Consider the following 19831-nt stretch of genomic DNA (forward strand, 5'->3'; position numbering starts at 1 on the left):
ATGAGTCTCGCAGGCATCCTTCTCGGCCTGGGTCTGCTGATCTGGCTCTCGTACCGCGGCTGGAGCGTGCTGGTGCTGGCGCCGGTGGCCGCTCTGGTGGCGGCGCTGTGCTCCGGCGAGCCTTTGCTGGCGCACTGGACGCAGACCTTCATGCTCTCGGCGGCGGGCTTCGTCGCGCAGTTCTTTCCGCTGTTTCTGTTGGGCGCGATCTTCGGGAAGATGATGGACGACAGCGGGTCGGTCAGCACCATCGCCAGCTTCATGACGCAGCGCCTGGGCCCGAAGCGCGCGGTGCTGGCCGTGGTGGTGGCAGGCGCGCTCGTCACCTACGGAGGCGTCAGCCTGTTCGTGGCCTTCTTCGTGCTCGCGCCGATGGCGCATGCGCTCTTCAGGGCGGGCAATGTTCCGGCCCGGCTGATGCCGGCCGCGCTGGCGCTGGGCACCTCCACCTTCACCATGACGGCGCTGCCCGGCAGCCCGGCCATCCAGAACGCGATCCCGATGCCTTTCTTCGGCACCACCGCCTTCGCGGCGCCGGGTCTCGGCTTCATCGCCGCCGTCATCATGATGGGCTTCGGCATGTGGTGGCTGGGCCGCGCGCAGGCCGCAGCGGGCCGCGCCGGCGAAGGCTATGCAGCGCCGGCCGCCGCCGAGGTGCATCGCGGCGCTGCGGAAGATGCGCTGGTGCGCGAGCGTGCCAGCACTTCGGGCAGCTTCGACCCCAGCGAGGCGGTGCGCGGCGGGCAGGGCGGTGCCGCTGCGGCACCCGGCATCGTCGTGGCGCTGCTGCCGCTGGGCGTGGTGGTGCTGGTGAACCTGCTGATGTCCACCGTGGTCTTTCCCCGCATGAACCTGGACTACCTGGCGCAGCCGCAGTTCGGAGGCATCACGCTGGCGGCCGTGGGCGGCGTCTGGTCGGTGCTGGTGGCGTTGAGCGTGGCCATCGTGGTGCTGGCGCTGCTCAACCGGGGGCGGCTGGCGTCGTTGCGCGCCACGGTCGATGCAGGCGCCAACGCCTCGGTGCTGCCGGTGCTGTCGGTGGCCAGCCTGGTGGGCTTCGGATCGGTCGTGGCTGCCATGCCGGCCTTTGCGGCCGTGCGCGAATGGGTGCTGGGCATCGGCGGCGGGCCGCTGGTGTCGCTGGCCGTGTCGACCAACATCCTGGCCGCGCTCACTGGATCGGCTTCCGGCGGCCTCACCATCGCCCTGGATGCGCTGGGCCACACCTACATGCAACTGGCCGCGCAGACCGGCATCGACCCGGCCCTGATGCACCGCGTGGCGGTGATCGGCGCCGGCACGCTGGACAGCCTGCCGCACAACGGGGCGGTCGTCACCCTGCTGGCCGTGTGCGGCAGCACCCACAAGGCGAGCTACCGGGACATCGTGATGGTGGCCATCGTCGGCGCGCTGCTGGCGCTGGTGGCGGTGATTGCGCTGGGGTCGGTGCTCGGCTCGTTCTGATCGCCGTGCGGCCAAAAGAAAAAGCCCGTCATCCGGGGATGACGGGCTTTTCAGTTTTGGTGCCGGAGAGATGAATCGAACACCCGACCTTCTCATTACGAATGAGAGGAGGTTGGGCTAACGAACATCCATGTAGGTTGCTCTATCTATATAAGTCAACAACTTAGGTATACTGACCGTACCTTCTCATAATAGGAATTGCCAGAATTCATTTCCCAGGCATTTCCCACAACACCTGAGAAGTTCGAAAGGTGTGCCGTGTCAGCTTCGCTAGCAATTCTCGACGCCCTCAAGACTCCTGGCTTGCCAGACGCCCAGCGCCTGGCGCTTGTGGCAGCGTTGGAATCTCTCACCGCCGGTGCTGAAGCGCTCGCGACGAAAACCATTTCAACGCGCAAGCCGCGCAGCGCAGCGCCAGAGCGCAAGGCCGAGAGCGTGCGCCTAACTCGTGAATCCATCGCGGCCATGGAATTGCCGAAGGCCGGTGAGCGCCTGGTGTACGACACAGCATGCCAACAGCTTGCCGTTCGCCTTCGCCCTGGAAGCCGAACCTATGTATTCGTGATGTGGGACCGTGAGCGCCGCCGCGCGGTGAAGGTGACGCTTGGCAAGGCCGGTGCTCTGACGCCCGAACAGGCCCGCGCCCAAGCACAGCGGAAGGTGGCCGAAGTTGCAGACGGGAAAGACGCGCGTCGCAAGGTGCCCGATTCGGTGACTGTCGGCGATGTGTGGCCCGTCTATCTGCGCGAGGGCAAGCCGCGCAAGAAGGAAGCTTGGAAGCCCCGCTATCGTTTGGACCTAGAGCGCGCTGCCGCCCCTGGAGGCGAAACAAAAAAGCGAGGGCAAGGCGTCACGAAGCCTGGGCCGCTCGCGTCCTTGATGGGTTTGCGTCTAAGCGAAATCAATCGCGATGCCCTATCGACGTGGCATGCAGAGCAAGCAAAGCGCGGCCCCGTGCAGGCCGCTCGCGCCGCTGCGATGTTCGCCGGCTTCATCGCCTGGTGCGGCACTCGCACGGACTATCGTGAACTGGTGGACGAGACCGCCGCGAAGGCCAGCAACTTGGCCCACGTTCTGCCCGCGCTGAAACGGCGGACCGATGCCTTGGACCGAGCGCACTTGCCTGCCTGGTTTGCCGCTGTGCGCGCGCTGCCGAACGCCACAGCAGCGGCCTACCTTCAGGCGTTGGTGCTTACGGGCGCGCGGCGCGAAGAAATGGGCGCCCTCGCGTGGGCGGACGTGGACACGAAGGCTGGCACGCTCACGATCAACGACAAGTTCGAGGCGCGCCGCACCATCCCTTTGACATCGCACTTGGCTGGACTGATTGACGCGTTGCCGCGTTTAAACGCATTCGTATTCGCTAGCCCTACCGCGAAATCTGGGCACATTGCAGAGCCGCGCAGCCCGCTTGAAGACGCGTTGAATGCGGCAGAGCTTCCGCACCTATCCATCCACGGGTTGCGGCGCAGCTTCGCGCTGTTCGGTGAAGCTGCGGGCGTGCCTGCTGGAGCTGTTGCGCAAATCATGGGCCACAAGCCAAGCGCAACTCACGAGGGCTACAAGCCGCGTCGAATCGAAGATTTGCGTGAACATGCCGAACGCATCGAGAAGTTCATTCTCGAGCGGGCTCGAATCGTGGTCGATGGTGAAACACCATGAATGAGGAAAAAAGGGGCAGGGGGCGGCCTCGGAAGGACGCTGTTCGCGACTTCATGCAGCCGCGCAGCCCGCAATGGGTCGCGCGCGCCGTGTTCAAAGCTGAGGCGGAGTTCGGCCTAAAACGTATGCAAGCCGTGGATTTGGTCTTGAAGAACATCGGACTACCGGCGACCGATCGAGAAAAAGTGAAGCGCTATGCGAGCAGACACAGTAACTTGCGTGACTTGGTCAACACAATGGACCAAGCACAGCGATCAGCACCGGTGATCGGTTCTGCGATCCGTGACACTGACGTAATCCGCAGAGAGGTGAGCCGACGTATGGCGGACTTCAGTGATCCAGTGCTGAAAGACGCTAAGGGTGTGCTCGAACTATCGTTCTTCAAGCTTCGAAAGCTTCTTGTCGCTCAGAAGATTGACGGAAATCTTCCAGGCTGGTTCATCGAGTGCGTTCGCGCGAACGGCAACGCCAACGGCTCCGAGCTGATGCGACTACTGGAGCGTGCTGCTTTAGAGCAAAGCTGATTTGTTGTCCCCAAACGGGGTCAAAGCCGCGTCGATCATCTCAACACATTAACGGAGCGCGCTGTGCGTTTCGTAGAGTTGAAGGTGATCAACAGTGCAAACTGACATCCAACCCGATGCGCTGCTAGACGACATACGTGCGGCGAAATTCCTTGGCGTCGCGCCGAAGACATTGCCCGTCTGGCGCAGTACCCGGCGCGTCGAAATCCCGTACATCAAGATCGGCCGCTGTGTGCGATATCGCCTCAGCGACCTCCAGCGCTTCGTCGAGGCGAAGACGATTGGAGTGGCCCAATCTTGATTCCAGAAGTAGCGAAGGCCCCACGGCGGCAACCGCAGGGCCTTCAGGAAAACACACATTCAAAGCAGATTCTACCCACGGGTAGAAAAACGTGGCAGCCGCCTTTTTGCAAGGTGTTGCAACGCTACTGTGACCTGGTGATTGTCCCGCACCAGAAGCTGGCTCGCAGTCCGGCCCAGCTGCATGCGCAACGCTTGGCAGCGGCATGGAAAACGGTACTCTGTCGCCCAAGTATTGCGCCTGATCTTGCGATGATGGCAGCCGTTGCACCACAGCGTGTGCGATTTCCATTTACAGAAATGGAAGCCTTTCGGATGCAGGTTGATGCGCTTCACATGCGGGGCGCCAATTGAGCGCGCAGCTTCAGCGGTCACCCTTAGGGCGCGCTGCGTCGGCCTTGTGGGCATGTGATCCGAATTGCAGTCGAGCCGATTGGGTGCGCCTCGGGATGGCCGCCATAGACGCCGGGCTGGAATTTGATGAATTCAATTCCTGGAGCGCGCAGGCCGCCAACTACGGCGGCATGAGCGACACGCTTGCTATGTGGCGTTCCATCAAACCGGGCGGTGTCACTGAACGCACGCTGTTCGATAAGGCGCTCGCCAGCGGCTGGCGCGACGATGTGCCCGCGAGGGCGTTTAAACGCGCGGAGCCGAAACGCGATCCTGAACCGAAGCGTGCGCCAGCGTGGCCGGTCGCGACCGCATGGGATGAATGCGTGTCCGCGACCGGTGACCATCCCTACATTCGCAGCAAGGGCGGCATGCCGGATGGATTGCGCGTCTATCCGGGCAACGCACCGCCGCGTCAGGTGTGCCGCAAAGACGTTCGGGGCTGGTTGGCTGTTCCTGCTTTCGACAAGTCGGGCGCGCTGGTGACGCTGCAATTCATTTCACCCGCGCCTCGCGGCGGCAAACTCAACTTGCCGGGGCATCCAGTGGCCGGATGGTTCACGCTCGGTGACCCGACGCCAGGCGCCACCGTTTATGTTACCGAAGGCGTGGGCGCGGCCTGGGCAGCGCATCAAGCGACCGGCGCCGCTGCGCGAGTGGCGTTCGGCGCCGGAAACCAGCACAAGGTCGCGGAGGAGGTGAAACAGGCCGGCGCGCTGCCCGTCATCGTCGCTGACCGAGGCAAAGAGCAGCATTGCGAAAAGGCAGCGTCGGAGGTCGGATGCGCTTGGGTGGCGATGCCTTCCGACTTAGCCGATAACGGTGACCTGGACGACATCAAGCGGACCTGTGGACTGGACGCTGTACGCGCCGTGCTACGGAACGCGCGGACGCCGTTAGCCGCGAACGACTGCAACGCTGACGGCGCGTTGCTGGAGAACTTCCATGCCCATATGCCGACGCACAGCTACCTATTCGTGCCCACGCGCGACCTGTGGCCGGCGGCATCGGTGAATGGCCGCATTACCGATTGGCCGAAGAACCCGGCGACGCTGAAGCTTATGAAACCGTCTGACTGGCTGGACGCGCACCGTCCAATCGAACAGATGACTTGGAACCCCGACGAGCCCGAACTAATCGCCGGCCGCGTGATGCAGGTTAACGGGTGGGCCGTGCACCCCGGAGCCAGGGTCTTCAATCTCTACCGCGCGCCCTCCATCATTGCCGGCGATGCGCGCCGCGCCGAACGTTGGCGCAGCCACTTGCGCACGGTGTACCCAAGCGAGGCCGACCACATCGAGAAATGGCTTGCACAGCGCGTGCAGCAGCCTGGCGTGAAAGTGAATCACGCGCTGGTGCTGGGAGGGTCGCAGGGCACGGGGAAAGACACGCTGCTGGAGCCGGTCCGCGCTGGGGTCGGTTCGTGGAACTGGCAGGACATCAAGCCCACTGAAATGCTGGGCCGGTTCAATGGATGGGCGAAGGCTGTTGTTGTGCGCATCAACGAGTTGCGCGACCTCGGGGAATCCGATCGGTTCGCGTTCTACGACCACAGCAAGACGTACATAGCCGCACCCCCCGATGTCATCCGGGTCGACGAAAAGAACCTGCGCGAGCATTACGTGTGGAACGTGATGGGTGTCATTCTGACGACCAATCACAAGACGGATGGGCTGTTCCTTCCGCCCGACGACCGCCGCCACTTTGTCGCTTGGAGTGAGGCGAAGCGCGAGGACTTCGCCGAGGGCTACTGGCGCGAGTTGTGGAGCTGGTACCAGCGCGGCGGGATTGGAGACATAGTGGCGTTCCTGCGAAGCCTGGACATCACCCGCTTTGATCCGAAGGCAGAGCCACCGAAGACGGCTGCCTTTTGGGCCATCGTTCAGACCAATGAGGCACCAGAGTCGAGTGAACTGCGCGACATCCTGGAAAAGATGGCAAGTCCTGCCGCCTTCACGATTGCGGACCTGGCACTGCGCGCCGGTCACGAAAGGATGTTCGACCTGGAAGGCGAGCTCAAGGACCGAAAGAATCGCCGGTCCATGCCGCACAAGCTAGAGCGCGTGGGCTATGTGCCAGTGCGCAACCCCGACGCCGACGATGGGCTGTTCAAGGTCGATGGCAAGCGCCAGGCCGTCTATGGACAGCAGGACCTGACGCTTCCGGCGCGGATCGATGCGGCTCGCGCCCTGGCCCGCCGTCAGTCAAGTCGGTTGAATCAGTGAAAAAACATCTTGATTCCTATGCACCCCCGTCCACGTTCCTATCCATCAAAACTGATGAGTCAGAACGTGAATGGAGGTGCTCCGCAATGCGGATGGTTTTTGACTGATCGTACTGACCAGACTGACCACGATTCGAGCCGACTAGATGACCAACCTACACAGTGATCAATCAAGACATCAGCAACATGAAAACCACCGCGCCCACACTTGAGCAACACGCGCAGAACGGCCGACTGGCCTACGACACACACCTGGCCCTGGGGCGCTTGCTGGCGTTCGCGAGCGAGGCATACGGAAAGACTTTGCCGGAAGTGAGAGCGGCCAAGGCAGCCCAGGATCGATTGCAGACCTATCGCTGCCGCCTGGACAGTCGCGTCATGGGCGAGCAAAACCCGCCACGCGACTCGCATATCGAAGCCGCCTGCTGGCGGTGCTACTACCCAGGAAGCCCGCAGGGCGGGGCGCTGGGGCACGCAAACGAGCTGGGGCCATCCACCTACGCCAAGGGGCGCTTGCCGCTTGCAAACGCGGCGTGGGTCCTTCCTTGAGGGGGCTCTATGCGGGGGCAGTGGCCTCGCCCCGTTCGATATCTGCGTGGCGCCGAGAAGGCCATTTCCGTTTCCTTTCGTCAATCAATAGCTCAATGGACAATCGACAATACGCATTCACCGCCGTGGAACTTGCAGCCTGCTTTTCCATCTCGCCTCGTCGAGTGCGGCAGCTTGCGGAAGATGGCGATCTTCCCCGCCTTGCCCGTGGCACGTTCGACGGAGCATGGCTTTGCTACTTGCTCTTGGGCCGCCGTCGCGTTCAAGGGGGCAAGGCAAAGGTGTCGGCGCCCGTTTGCGTCGCTGTCGGCTGGCGCTCCGGAGCCTTGGGCGTCGCCGGTGAACGCGAGGCGCTCATTAGGATGTTTGAACGCAATGGGTTGACGCGCGACGATGCGCTGATTTCGCTTGGTGCAGCGGCAGGGATGAGTCCGTAAAAAGCGTCGCTACATTGCGAAGCTCATCGCGGCCCAACGCGGGAGTGAAGACGAGGCAAGCGATTGGGCTGGCCTGGCATGCTGTGCGCAGCGATGCAAACTTCGCTGGCTCCTAGAGAGCAGATGCTTGGCAGCAGACGACAAGACCTGAATAAGTGCGCATCATGATGGTGCTGCCCGCCATCTGGACGCACAAGCATTTGTACTATGCACATTCCGGCGGCGCCACGCGGTCGAACTCAAGCGGTAGTTGCTGGCGGCGTGCCAAGAATCTGGAGCGTTGGTCGCGCAGATTGCGTTGGCCCATGGGCACAATGCCAACCTCATTCACAAGCGGCGCCGCACGGCGAGCGAGGTGTCAACTCGACGAGCGGCGACCGGCAAGCCGAGCTTGTTTTGCACACTGGCGCCGGGCCCCGCCGTCGCATGCGACATCCACCTTTAGTTTCGCTGTGCTGCAATCGCCGTGTACATGACTTCGTTCTGGAGTGCGTCAAACCAATGCGCCACTTGGCTGCGCAAGTTTCGTGATCCGGGTCGGCGCACTGTGGCTCCGTCGAACCGTTGGACATGTGCGGAGGCACCTGCGGCGTTGATGTCCCGGGAAGTGGTGTAAGTCTTCTTTCACTCGCTGCGCGGCAAGGCGCGTAGGGCGTAGCCCGAAGCGCCTTGCCGCGCAGCGGCCGCTCCCTTCGGGGGTGGTCATCGTGAAGTCCGGATAAGGTTTGAGGTGCGACCCACCAACCCTTGTCCTTGAAGGAAATCACGATGACCAACGCCACTATGGCACTAGCCGAGCTCGCCGAGAAGGGAGCCGACGTCGACGTCCTGCGCCAGATGGTGCAGTTCATGGCCCAGCGCCTGATGGAGCTCGATGTCGAAGGGCGCTGCGGCGCCGCCTACGACGAGAAGAATCCCGAGCGCCTCAACAGCCGCAATGGCTATCGCGAACGCACCTGGGATACCCGAGCCGGCAGCGTCGAGCTGAAGATCCCCAAGCTGCGCCAGGGCAGCTACTTCCCCGAGTTCCTGGAGCCCCGGCGCACCGCCGAGAAGGCGCTCACTGCCGTCATCCAGGAAGCCTATGTGCAAGGCATCTCCACCCGATCCGTGGACGACCTGGTCAAGTCGCTGGGCATGAGCGGCGTCTCCAAGAGCCAAGTCAGCCGGCTATGCGGCGAACTCGACGAGCGGGTCAACGCCTTCCTTGGGCGTCAGATCGAGGGCGACTGGCCCTACCTGTGGATCGACGCCACCTACGTGAAGACGCGCGAGGCCGGGCGCATCGTGAGCGTGGCGGTGATAGTGGCCGTCGGCGTGAACACCGACGGCCAGCGCGAGGTGCTCGGCTTGAAGGTCGGTGCCTCGGAGGCCAAGCCCTTCTGGACCGAGTTCCTGCGCAGCCTGAACCGCCGTGGGTTGCGCGGCGTGAAGCTCGTGATCAGCGACAGCCACGAGGGCATCAAGGCGGCCGCAGCGAAGGTCCTGAAGGCCACCTGGCAGCGTTGCAGGGTGCACTTTATGCGAAATGCCCTGGCGCACGCCGGCAAGACGCAGCGGCGCATGGTCAGCGCGGCCATCGGCACAGTGTTCGTGCAGGACTCGGCCGATGCAGCGCGGACGCAATGGAGGTCGGTGGCCGACCAGCTCCGAGACAAGTTCCCCAAGCTCGGCCACCTGATGGACGACGCAGAGAACGATGTGCTGGCGTTCATGACCTTCCCGCGGGCGCACTGGACGCAGATCTACTCCACCAATCCTCTTGAGCGGCTGAATGCCGAGATCAAGCGCCGCACGAATGTGGTTGGCATCTTCCCCAACGTCGCCTCGATCACACGGCTCGTCGGAGGCATGATGCTCGAGCAGAACGACGAATGGTCGCTCAACCGGCGCTATATGCAGCTTGAAGGCTTGCAGACCTTGAGCGACACTGCGCCCACTCGGCTGTCCGCAGTGGCGCGCTGAGTACCGTGCAACTCAGCCTTCTCCGGGCTGTGGACCTACACCACGGAATGGGACGCGACCCCTGCGGCCGCGAGAGGCACCAATCAAGCGCCAGGGGCCGGCCGCGCAGTTGCCGCGCTGGGAGATCCGCCACGAGCCCTGGAGCCGCACCTGCTCCTGCGACTGCGCCCTCCAGCGGGTCGGCTTGGACCGGGTCAGAGAAGGTCGATTACAAGTCAGGGGTTTTCACGGCGGAGCGCTACATCTGCGTCGCGCTAGCCTGGCCATCGCGCGCTCAACATTGGCGCAGTGGATCGGGCAAGGCGGCGGTGCGGTGGCGCCCCTTAGGATTCGGCCCCAATCGCAGTCGCTGAAGACAACAAAAAATTGCACCGTGCGGCGCCATACTGAGCTCAGCTCGAATGGCGAAGCAATAGTCGGCCGACGAGTCCCGACGAATCACCCATCCTCAGAGGAAGCCGGTCGTCGTCGACATCGACACCCAATACGCGAACAGTGGCCGAGGTCCCGTTGACGTTGACTGGCGGCAGTCGAAATTCGGTGTCGACTGCCGCCGTGATTCCGTCGTGCCGGGGATAGATCAACGCCAACTCTGAGCATCGAAACGCGGTGGCGTAGGCGTTCATCTGATACATGTCGGCTTCGCTCGGCACTTGCCGACCTTCGCGGTCCAGCTCCAGGAGCTTCCACTTCGTGTCTGCAATCGCAACGACTTCGGAGCCTCGCTGAAGCACCAGATCGGGCCTTAGCGCAAAACTTGGCCCCTCTCGACCAGCCGCCGCAACGGTGGCCAGTGAGTGCGTCGAGTTTTGAGTCAAAACCTGCAAGCCAGGATCACGGCCTGCTTGGCGTCGCAGTGTGTTTGCCACGGCCGACTCGAACAGTTTGTTCATGTCAAACAGCAAAGCCGGGGCTTCATTTCGGCCTGCTCTAAGTGCGGGCGTCAAGAGCGCCAAAATCCAACCCGCCCAGTCAATCGCCGTTCGGTAGCGCTCGGCGCGCCTGTCGAAGTTGAGCCGGGCCACCTCAAGCGGCGCGAGGTGTCCATCGTTGACTTCATCGAGAACGCCCAGAAGCTCTACCCACCGGCGGTTAAGTTCAACGCTGCGTATCCATGGCCTGGTGACCCGAATCGCCTTCTTCAGCACGCGGTTCCACACGTTGTCGGCGGTCAACTCGTCGAACGCACAAGCGACGAGGTCGGGGCGATTCGCGTGAACTCCCATCTGCCGTCCAACCACAATTCGGCCCCGAACGATTTGCAGATCTTCCTCATGCTCCTGGTACTGCCTGAGCAGGCCACCTCGAAGGACGCTGCTCACAGAATCGAAGAACGCGGAAATGAACGCTTCCAGTAAGGGCGCGCGGCGCAGGTGCTGCCCTGCAGGGAGGTGCTGAAACTGAGGGAAGCGGTCGGTCAGTTTCAAAAGACGAAGCAGAACCCCGCGACACTGTTCTGCCGTCTCGTTGCCGCCTTGGGTCTTTGGCAGAACCTCCAAGACGCGCCCGCCCAGACTGACAACACCGCAGTACTGGGCCAGCTTCAACTTCCGGTGGCCCAGCTCGCAGAATCCACGCCTTAGTTCGCCGATCTGCGCGAGAGACTCAGCCTCCGCCGGGGTCAAGCTTCCGCCAGCCCCTTCGGCGGTGATGGGGATGGGCTGGTGCTCCAGCGCTGTTAGGAACCTGGCGGGCGCGGCAGTCATTTTGCTGCCGGCTAGGCGGTCGGGATCACCCCAGGCGCGTCTTCATAGATGCCGCGAAAGCTGCTGGCTGTCCAACTTGCAGGCGAGGTAACGATGAAGCGCGAACGATCCCCTGGGACCCCGTCAAGTTGCCGGCGCACAAACAGGCGAGCGAAGCTCAGCGGCTCCTCCTTCACGAACGCTTGATCCCCTATCGTTGAGAGCACCAGAGCGACGCGGGAGAAGTCGTCGAAGAAGTATTCCTGCAGCAGCGGAATCAACTGCTTGGCGAACGCCTCCCTGACGCCTTCAAGGGTCTGCGCCTTCATCAAGTAGGCATGGCCAATGCGGTGGTCGCGATCCAGCAGGTACTCCAGGCGGTCGTTGATCCGCTGAAGGAGCTGACCAAGCTGGACACCTTCGACGACGGTGGACAGCGTTTCATAGTCCGGCCCACGCTCTTCGAACTGGAAGCGCCGCCGCAGGGCAACATCCAGGAGCGCGATCGAGCGATCCGCCGTGTTCATCGTGCCGTAGATGTCCAGATTTTTGGGCACTCCGAACGGCCGCTCGGCTGAGTCTGCCTCTTCCTCACCCGGCAGATGTACCGCCAGGCCTTCGACCAGTCGCCCTTGCGCGTCAAACACCGCGCGCTTGTCCGGCTCAATCAACGTGATCAGATCGCCAAAGACTTTGGCAATGTTTGCCCGATTAATCTCGTCGATGAACAACGCGTACCGCTTGCCAGGGTTGGCATGCGCGTCGTCGCAGATTTGCTTGAATTTGCCGTCAACCAAACGGAACTGAGTCGTTCCATCTTCGGCGGTCCTGACCGGCCGGATGCCACGCACGAAATCTTCGTATGTGAAGGAAGGGTGGAAAGTCACCACCTTGTACCGGTGGATGGCTTCCGTGGCCGCCTTTGGGCCGGCCTTCAACGTCCGCCACAGTTGCGCCGACTCGTCGTCTTGTTCTTGCCAGCCAAGAATCAACTGCCAGTCGCCCGACTCGCGCTTGTCGAAAAGATACGGTGGTCGGCGAATGCTGATATTGACTGTCTTGCTGGTCTCCGGTGTGTGCTCCTGGAGGTATCCCCACAGGGTGGCCTGAACGCCGGCCGGCGCCCGGCCGCGTTGCTTCGCCTTCGCGTGGACCCATCGGTGGGCTCGAATCTCGGGAACCCTCGCCGGGCGGCCTATGTCGGCCAGCGCTGCCGCGATGACGCTGCGCCAGCCGTGTACCGTCAAAGTCTCTTGGAGCCAGCTCTCGGGGTCGACGTTGTTTGGGGCATCGGTGTAGTCCTTGAATCGCTCTCGCAACCAGTGAGTCTTGCCGGTCCCAGGTGGGCCATACACGATCAAGTTTGTCGGCGCTGCCATCTGCAGGATTGGTGTGGCGACTGCCCTCTGGCTTGATGACTCCGCCGCCAAAGGCTCTTGGACCACTGGTGCCGCAACCGGCTCCTCATCCTGTTTGGCTGAGCGCCACAGTGCCTCCAGCGGCGGCTCGTAGAAGTCCAATGCTTTGCCGGGATACTTCGCGTCGCACTCACTTCGTAGTTTGAGCAGCGCGTCATCAAGCTGCCGATCCGTCCAGCCTTTCAACTGCGCACGGGATGCGACCTTGAAGCCCTGCAACACAGAGATCCTGTCTCGATTGGAAGACATGCGCTCGACCCTGTCCGGGTAGGCGAAGTAGCGCAGCATGTGACGGAACTGTCGATCGCCATCACGCGGCACCGACTCGATCCACTCCATGAATCGTTCATAGTCTTCAAAGATCGCCTTGCGATCCGAAGTGGACTTCGATTTCATCGACTGGGCAAGTGAGATAAGGTACGCCAGTTCCTTCCACCGCAGGTTGTTGTAGGCGGCCCCCGCAGAGCCAACTCCCTGCAATACCTCAGATTCGAGCATCGGGTTGTCAGGAGGGAGTGTCTCTTCAGACCATGACCAGACCTCCTGAACATGCTGGCGCTTCTTCTCGGCCCCGATATTCGAAGGAAACAGAAGCAGCACCCACATCATTTCAGCCATCAGTTGGCGACCGGCTGGGCTCGCTGCCTGCATCTGACCACGTAACTTGGTCATGAAGTCGTCGTCGCCAGCATCCGGATGGTCGACGAAGGCCGAGCGCAGCTCCTCAACCAGTGGCGGGGTCCATAGCGAACGGTCACTCAGCAAAGATTCATCCGCGCATATGCAACGCTCGATCCAACGCTGCGCAGCTGACAGGAGGGGCGCAACATCACGGTCGTGGACTTTGCGAGCCATGATCAGGGTTCATTTCTAGTCGTGGTCATGCCGAGGCCACAACCTGATCGACGGTATCGAACAAGCCAACTGCTTTGCAGCCTTGCAGGAAGCTGTCCTTCAGGAAGTTGCTGTTGGCATACGGCGACCTTTGGGTGTGCCGGCTGACATCTTGAAGGTACTTTTCGGGCGCCTTGCCTTCTGCACCAGCAGACTGTTCATTCCAGCGCCATTCATCCAGTACTTCAACAAGCCACGCCTTTCCGTCGACACCAAGCAGCTTTGCTCGGTAACGTTCCTCAATACCGTACACGTCTTTCCAGGTTTCGATTTGCTCCGCAGAGCCTGCAGGGCCGAAGGAGAGAGCAACCTCCGCAGGTGTCATCTTCTCGAGGTTCACGTGCGGCAGAGTCACTTTGATATCGATCCCGGAGTGGGCCTTCGCGAAAGGGAAGAAAACCTTCCGCCTCGTCGTAGCACCGGCAGGATCTTTTGGTGGGTACGTTGGATCTTTACTAGTCTTGTAGCTACTGTTGCAGTGGTGGCATGCCGGAACCAGATTCCGAAAATTAATAGAGTTGAATGGGTAGATCGCTTTGGGCAAGTAGTGGTCGTACGCGTCTCGCTTTGAGTGGTACTCGCCCAGAAGGTCGCTGATGCCACAGAATGGGCACTTGTCGCCCTTGTTCCTCTTCACAAAGGCTTGGTAGTGATTGGCGATGTCGCCGATCTTGTCTCTCAATGCCGCCAGGTTCAGCAGCGAGTCCGAATACAGCCCCTTAAAAAAGACAGCCAGTTGATCACTGAGCTTGGGATGGGACAGGGCAATGTCAGCATAGCGGGCGCGATGTACCCTCGGACTGTTGGCACACACGTCTTCCAGATTGTTGTTGCCCTGGTGCCACCGTTTGAACTGCGCAATCTCACATCTGGGTAAGCCCGAAAAGCTTTGATAGATGGCTTGCACTTGTGTGTAGAAGCGATCGCCAGCCTGCGTATCGCCGTAGGCGAACGATGTCATCACCTCTTTGAGTGGTGGATTGGCATCAAAGAGGTCCAGGGAGAAAGCGCCGGCCTTCGGTGCGCGGCACCAGATCTGATAGACGATGAAGTTGATGAAGCGATGCATACGCTCCATTTGATGCGGAACGTAGGTGTAGGCGAACAACATCAGCCCGGCACCTCCGCGGAACCTGGCTGATGACTGGCAAGAATCGCCTTGATCAACAATACCTTTTCCACCGAGTCGCCGAGTTGCTGGTGGATTTCTGTGATCAGTGCTTCCTTGTTTTCGGCGCCCTGTTCGAAGCGCGCCCGCAACGCCTCCAGCAGCGCCTGCGCATGGCCGCCGATGGTTTCGCGCTTACCGAATGTATTCATCGTGATCTTGTTGATCGACGCGCCCAGCGTGTTGTAGTCCGGATGGCGAATGCTGACCGTGCCGCTGGCTTTGTCTTTGGCGAACAGCAGCACCTTGTCCGGCTTGCTGTCGGAGATCAGGAAGGGAGTGTGGGTGGTGATCAGCATTTCCTGCCCCACATCCCCTGCATCGGGTAGGCACTGGCGCAGGCGGCTGATGAAGTTGGCGCGCCAGTCAGGGTTGAAGTGGGTTTCCGGCTCGTCGAGCAGGAACAGGCTGTTGGTCTCTCGAAACAGCAGGCACAAGCCGAGGCTGTGCAGTAACTGGTGCTCGCCGTCAGACAGCTCCTTGAGCATCATCGATTGCGCCGCGCCCTGTTTGGAAAAGCGCACGAACTTGAAACGCATGATGCGCTGGTCAGACGCCAGCGTTGGCACCGTTTCGCTGGCGTAGTGGCTGGTGGAGCGGTACAGATCAGCCTTGAGTGCATCGCTTACGGCATACAGGTTGAGCGTCAGCAGCACCTGAAAAGCCTGGAATAGCGCCAGCGGCGATCCGTCGAAGTTTTCGCGGAAGGCCAGTTTGGTGGCGTCATTGACGCGGTAGTCCAGGATCAGGGAGTCGGTCGCCTCATCTATGAAAGTCAATGTGGCACAGCGCTTCAGTCTCGTAACCGCTGGATCGAAGTTTTCATACTTCGTTGACGACCGCTCAGGCTTTGTTCGTAGCTCGCGCTGCAGACTTTCGTCTGCTTCAAGGAGATGCATCAAGTTCAGGCGATATCGGGGGCCAACACCATCGTCATCGTCAACCCGTAGCGCAGGATTGCTTCTGACTATCTCCCTATGAATCATGTCTATGCGTGCGATATCAGTTGCACTCGGATGCTCTGATCGAATCCTGTTTGCTCGCAGATTCTGTTCATCATCGTTGGCTCTATCAAAGCCTTCAAGCTGCTCCGGCGAAAGAGGAATGCTGCGCCGGATGATGATGCGGAACTCCCGCAATTCCTCGATGCCGACATCCTCGCGGAAGGGCTGGAGCGTGGCGTCGTCATGAAAAAGCAGGTTGCACAGCAGGATGGCTTGGCTGAAACCACTGTCCAGATAGGCCAGCCGCGTTTCCGGGTGGCCGGGATAACTTAACTGCCGCGTTAGTGCATGCCAGTATTCGTCGAACTGCACGAAGCGCAGTTTGAAGAAGGGCAAGCTGAGGATTTCGTTCTCGCCGGAGGAATAACCCAGGACGAATTCAGGCAGCAAGAACGCCCGCTCTTCATCGGTCAAGGTACTGAATCCATCGGTGACAAAGGCTTCGTTATTGATCCAGGCGAGCCCGGGTGAAGCATTGGGCTCCTTAAGCACGCGCACATGCGCGTGGCGCGGGCCCTCAAGCTGTCGATAGGATCGTGGTACCTGGATCAGGTAGTCCAGTTCGTAAGCGTTTGGGCTGCCTTGCTGTTCCTGGATGCCATTCGGGTTGACCTCGGTGTCGTCCTCGAAAATGCGGGGCAAAAAACTACGACGCACCCGTTGAACTTCCAGCTGAAAGAAGATCGCCGCCAGCGCTTCGAGCAGGTTGGACTTGCCGCTGCCATTGGGGCCGGCGCACACAAAGGGCGCAAAGCCTTCGGGCTGAGCCAGTTCGTCCTGCAGGCTCCAATCGGTGCGAAAGTGATGCTCAAAACCACAGGGCAGGCTGCGAAAGCCTGCCGGGTCGGTGATCTTGAGGCGCAGCAGTTTCATGCCTGGACAGCCTTCAGTTCTATACGGTTGCTTGCGTCATCAAACGCCTGCTTCAGCGTGCCAGCGGCCAGCGCATCGAACACCCAGGCTTTGATGTGCTCGTAGTCACTGGCTCCCAGCGCGAAGTCGTTGTCCGGGTGCAGTTCCGCCAGTCGCGTTTGCGCCGCGGCCATGAAGTGCTGCACCGAAAACGGCGTGCTGCCCAGTTGGCCGCCATAGGCCTCCAGCCACCGCGAGATCACTACCTCGCGCGCCTCAGCGCTCTCAAGCGCATCGAGCAAATTGTCGGTGTCGGGCAAGTTGATTGCCACGCCTTGTTCGGCGGGAGCGTGCAGGAGTTCTGCTTCCACGACTTTCTCTTCCTCAAGTTGTACGCCCAGCATGGGCACGCGGGACAGATCCAGCTCGCCCTTAAATGCCTGTTGGCTCAATGCTCCGTAGAGGGTTTCCAGATCGGTGAGGAATTGTTGGTAGCGGGATTTGACACCTTCGACTTTTTCTACAATGACCGCGAATTGGTTCTGTATTTCAAAGGGCGGCTTGATCATCCTGACCTTCTCAAAATCACCCTTCGTCAGAATTTTCTTCATCCCCTTCGACGCGTGGCTCTGTATATAAGCCCGGGACAACTTAAATAGGCCATACAAATACAGTGGATTGACATCCTTGCCTGGCTGGATGGCATTGATCTGTTGGTTGAAGGACACCGTCCTGTCTGTTAGTGCTGCACGCCCGATTGATTCGACGCTGCCAGCAATACAGGCCACAAGTAGGGCGCCGTCCGCTACCGTTCTCGCCCTTCTCGCGCCAACCTCAGAAAGATGCTCGGTGGAGGGCGTGACGAAAACAGCCTCACCAGTGATGTTGTCAGTCTTGATCCATTCGATGAAATCATCGTCGTAATTTGCCGGCTCATTTCTGGGTGGTGTATTGCCCGTAGAAATCTTGCCGAAGGCCTTCAATTCGGGCTTGTCCCACCCCTTCTCATTCCGCACCGGGTCACCAAATATCTCCAGAAACACGCTCTTGAGCAGGTCGTCGAGTTGTTGCAGGTGTTGTCTGCGCTGGGTGATCAGCCCTTCCACTTTGCCTAGCAGGTGGGCAATGGAGACTTGGTCGTCGTGGGGCGGGAACGGAACTTCCAGATTGAGAAAGTCCGCTTTTGTCAGGCTGCGCCTGCGCGCAACGGCTCCCTGCATGCGCGTGGCGTAAAGACTCCTTGCCTGAGATGATCGCAGATAACGCTCAAGGTAAGGAATGTGGCAATCCATCTCATTCTTGAGCCTCCAGATGTCGTAGGCCGGGCTGACGATTCCCGCTGGATACTTCGTCTGAAACCCAAGGACACCTTCATCAATTGGAAAGCCAACAACGAGCTCATTCTTGTATGCGATGCGGTAGTTCGAGGTGTCCGAACTGGCAACGCGCTTCTTGAACTTGTCTGCTTGGTCGACCAAGCCATGCTTCATGGTGATTGAAAGCACTGGCAAGTCTTGATCACCAGCACGGTGGCGACCGGACTGATCCAGGATTTCACTAAGGGGTTTGGCTGCCCAACTCATCCCACCATCCCCTTCAATTCAAGCAAGTCACGCACGATGCCACTTTGTACCTTGGCAAGCTCCGCCTCATCCGCCTCACCAACCTCAGCCTGAATCAGTCGATCAAGAATTACGCCCGGCGCGTCGTAGCGCACTTCCTCGAACACATCGGTTTTGTAGCGGGAGAGTGAGAGGTCGTAGTTGTTCTGCTCGTCGGCGATCTCGGTGCGCGGCACCATGAAGCATTTGGCCGTGCGGACGATATCGGTGGCCGGGTTGCGGGCGTGGTACTTTGCGATGATGTCTTGCAGATCGCCGTGGCCTTCCTGCTTGCTGCGCTTGTCATCCAGCGAATAGCCGTCCGCGTCCATTTCGTAGAACCAGACGTATTCGGTGGCGGGCCGGGTGACCATGTCCTTTTGCCCCCAGACCTTGGTGAACAGCAGGATGGCGGTGCTGACCCCGGCATAGGGTTTAAACACGCCACTGGGCAGGGTGATTACGGCCTTAAGGTCGCAACGCTCCACTAGCAACTGGCGCAGGGTCTTGAACGCGCCGCCGGAGCCGAACAGCACGCCCTGCGGCACGATCACGCAGGCGGTGCCACCTTTCTTCAGCAAGCGGTAGATGTTTTCGACAAACAGCAGCTCGGTCTTGGTGGTGCCGAGTTGCAGATTTTCGTTGATGTCGCCCTTGTCAATACTGCCGGTGAAGGGCGGGTTGGCCATCACGATGTCGTATTCGGATTCCTCGGTGTAGCTCTTGCTGAGGGTGTCCTTGTAGTCGATGTGCGGTTCGTCGATGCCGTGCATCATCAGGTTCATCAGGCCCAAGCGCACCATGGTCGCGTCGATGTCGTAGCCCCACAGCGAGCTGGCCAGAATGGCCTGGGCTTTTTCAGTGAGCGCGGCGGCGACGGAGCTGCGGACAAAGCCGTCTTCATCAGGCGTGAGATTTGTTGTGCCGACCTTGATGGCCAGTTTCGTGACGATGTATTGGTAGGCACCGAGCAGGAAGCCGCCGGAGCCACAGGCCGGGTCGGCGATCTTGTGGCCCAGTTGCGGCTGCACCAGATCGGCCATCAGCTTGATGATGTGGCGCGGAGTGCGGAACTGGCCGTTCTTGCCGGCGGTGGCGATCTCGGACAGCAGCATTTCATAGACATCGCCCTGGATGTCCTGAAAGGCTTGGCCGTTCTCGCGCGAGTCGCGCTCCATCACCTCGAAGATGTCGTCAATGGTCTTCACCGCCTCCACCAGCAGGGCAGGCTTGGGAATGATGAACACGGCGTTCTTCATGTGGTGGGTGAAGTTGGACTCCGCGCCGTTCAGATCCTTGAGGAACGGGAACACGTTGTCTTGCACGTGGTCCAGCATTCGCTCCGCCGGGCTGAAGAACTTAAACTCACTCCAGCGCAGACTGCGCTTTTCGATCGCATAGCGTTTTTCGTCTTCCAGCTTCTTCAAGCGCTCTTCTGGCGAGTCTTCGTCGCGAAGATGGGCCCTGAACCTCGGCGGAATCCACTTGCCATCGAACTTGGAGGCGTATTTCTCGCCCGTGAATTCAGCGTCCGACTGGCGCTTAAGGTCCAGCTCATCTAGCCGCTTCATAAACAGCAGATAGGTAATCTGCTCAATGGCGGTGAGTGGGTTGCTGATACCACCGCTCCAGAATTTGTTCCAGAGCTGGTCAATCTTGTTTCTAAGTTCGGGGTTGTTTTGCAGCATGGA

13 protein-coding genes are annotated in these 19831 nt (G+C 60.5%); 7 read left to right on the forward strand and 6 right to left on the reverse strand.

All coding sequences use genetic code 11. The features are described from left to right. From BM345_RS01050 to BM345_RS01080, 7 genes are all read left to right on the forward strand, one after another. Complete coding sequence (locus BM345_RS01050; RefSeq protein ID WP_093374637.1) at positions 1–1464, forward strand: GntP family permease; 1464 nt, start codon at positions 1–3, stop codon at positions 1462–1464. Between the two features lie 258 nt (positions 1465–1722). Next, entirely contained in the window at positions 1723–3126 is a 1404-nt protein-coding gene (locus BM345_RS01055; protein WP_139237441.1) for an integrase family protein, read from the forward strand. After that, on the forward strand, positions 3123–3650 hold the full coding sequence (locus BM345_RS01060; protein WP_093374641.1) for a hypothetical protein: 528 nt from the start codon (positions 3123–3125) through the stop codon (positions 3648–3650). The genes BM345_RS01055 and BM345_RS01060 overlap by 4 nt, the downstream gene beginning before the upstream one ends. A 94-nt stretch (positions 3651–3744) precedes the next feature. After that, positions 3745–3951, forward strand: coding sequence for a helix-turn-helix domain-containing protein (locus tag BM345_RS01065; protein WP_254789413.1), 207 nt, complete (start codon positions 3745–3747; stop codon positions 3949–3951). A 397-nt stretch (positions 3952–4348) separates the two neighbouring features. Next, a complete protein-coding gene (locus tag BM345_RS01070) occupies positions 4349–6568 on the forward strand; it encodes a PriCT-2 domain-containing protein (protein ID WP_302847473.1) in 2220 nt (739 codons plus the stop codon). A gap of 161 nt (positions 6569–6729) precedes the next feature. Further along, positions 6730–7116, forward strand: a complete 387-nt coding sequence (locus tag BM345_RS01075; RefSeq protein WP_139237442.1) for a hypothetical protein — start codon at positions 6730–6732, stop codon at positions 7114–7116. Positions 7117–8321: 1205 nt separating this feature from the next. After that, entirely contained in the window at positions 8322–9518 is a 1197-nt protein-coding gene (locus BM345_RS01080) for an IS256 family transposase (protein ID WP_093374648.1), read from the forward strand. Between the two features lie 392 nt (positions 9519–9910). On the opposite strand, the gene BM345_RS01085 is transcribed toward BM345_RS01080, so the two are convergent. Genes BM345_RS01085 through BM345_RS01110 form a run of 6 tightly spaced genes read right to left on the reverse strand, consistent with a single transcriptional unit; the run spans position 9911 to position 19828 of the window. Then, the gene (locus BM345_RS01085) at positions 9911–11224 is read right to left on the reverse strand and encodes an McrC family protein (protein ID WP_093374651.1); all 1314 of its coding nucleotides are present in this window, start codon (positions 11222–11224) and stop codon (positions 9911–9913) included. Positions 11225–11235: 11 nt separating this feature from the next. Beyond that, a complete protein-coding gene (locus BM345_RS01090; RefSeq protein ID WP_093374653.1) occupies positions 11236–13476 on the reverse strand; it encodes an AAA family ATPase in 2241 nt (746 codons plus the stop codon). A gap of 25 nt (positions 13477–13501) precedes the next feature. Continuing rightward, entirely contained in the window at positions 13502–14626 is a 1125-nt protein-coding gene (locus BM345_RS01095) for an HNH endonuclease (RefSeq protein WP_093374655.1), read from the reverse strand. Continuing rightward, a complete protein-coding gene (locus BM345_RS01100; RefSeq protein ID WP_093374657.1) occupies positions 14626–16560 on the reverse strand; it encodes a restriction system-associated AAA family ATPase in 1935 nt (644 codons plus the stop codon). Before BM345_RS01100 ends, BM345_RS01095 begins: the two co-directional genes overlap by 1 nt. Continuing rightward, positions 16557–18122, reverse strand: a complete 1566-nt coding sequence (locus tag BM345_RS01105) for a restriction endonuclease subunit S (protein WP_217653944.1) — start codon at positions 18120–18122, stop codon at positions 16557–16559. The genes BM345_RS01100 and BM345_RS01105 overlap by 4 nt, the downstream gene beginning before the upstream one ends. Beyond that, positions 18119–19828, reverse strand: coding sequence for a type I restriction-modification system subunit M (locus tag BM345_RS01110; RefSeq protein WP_093374659.1), 1710 nt, complete (start codon positions 19826–19828; stop codon positions 18119–18121). The genes BM345_RS01105 and BM345_RS01110 overlap by 4 nt, the downstream gene beginning before the upstream one ends. Positions 19829–19831 lie beyond the last annotated feature (3 nt).

The organism is Variovorax sp. OV329, assembly GCF_900114785.1.
In the GTDB taxonomy this organism is placed as follows: Bacteria; Pseudomonadota; Gammaproteobacteria; order Burkholderiales; family Burkholderiaceae_C; genus Variovorax.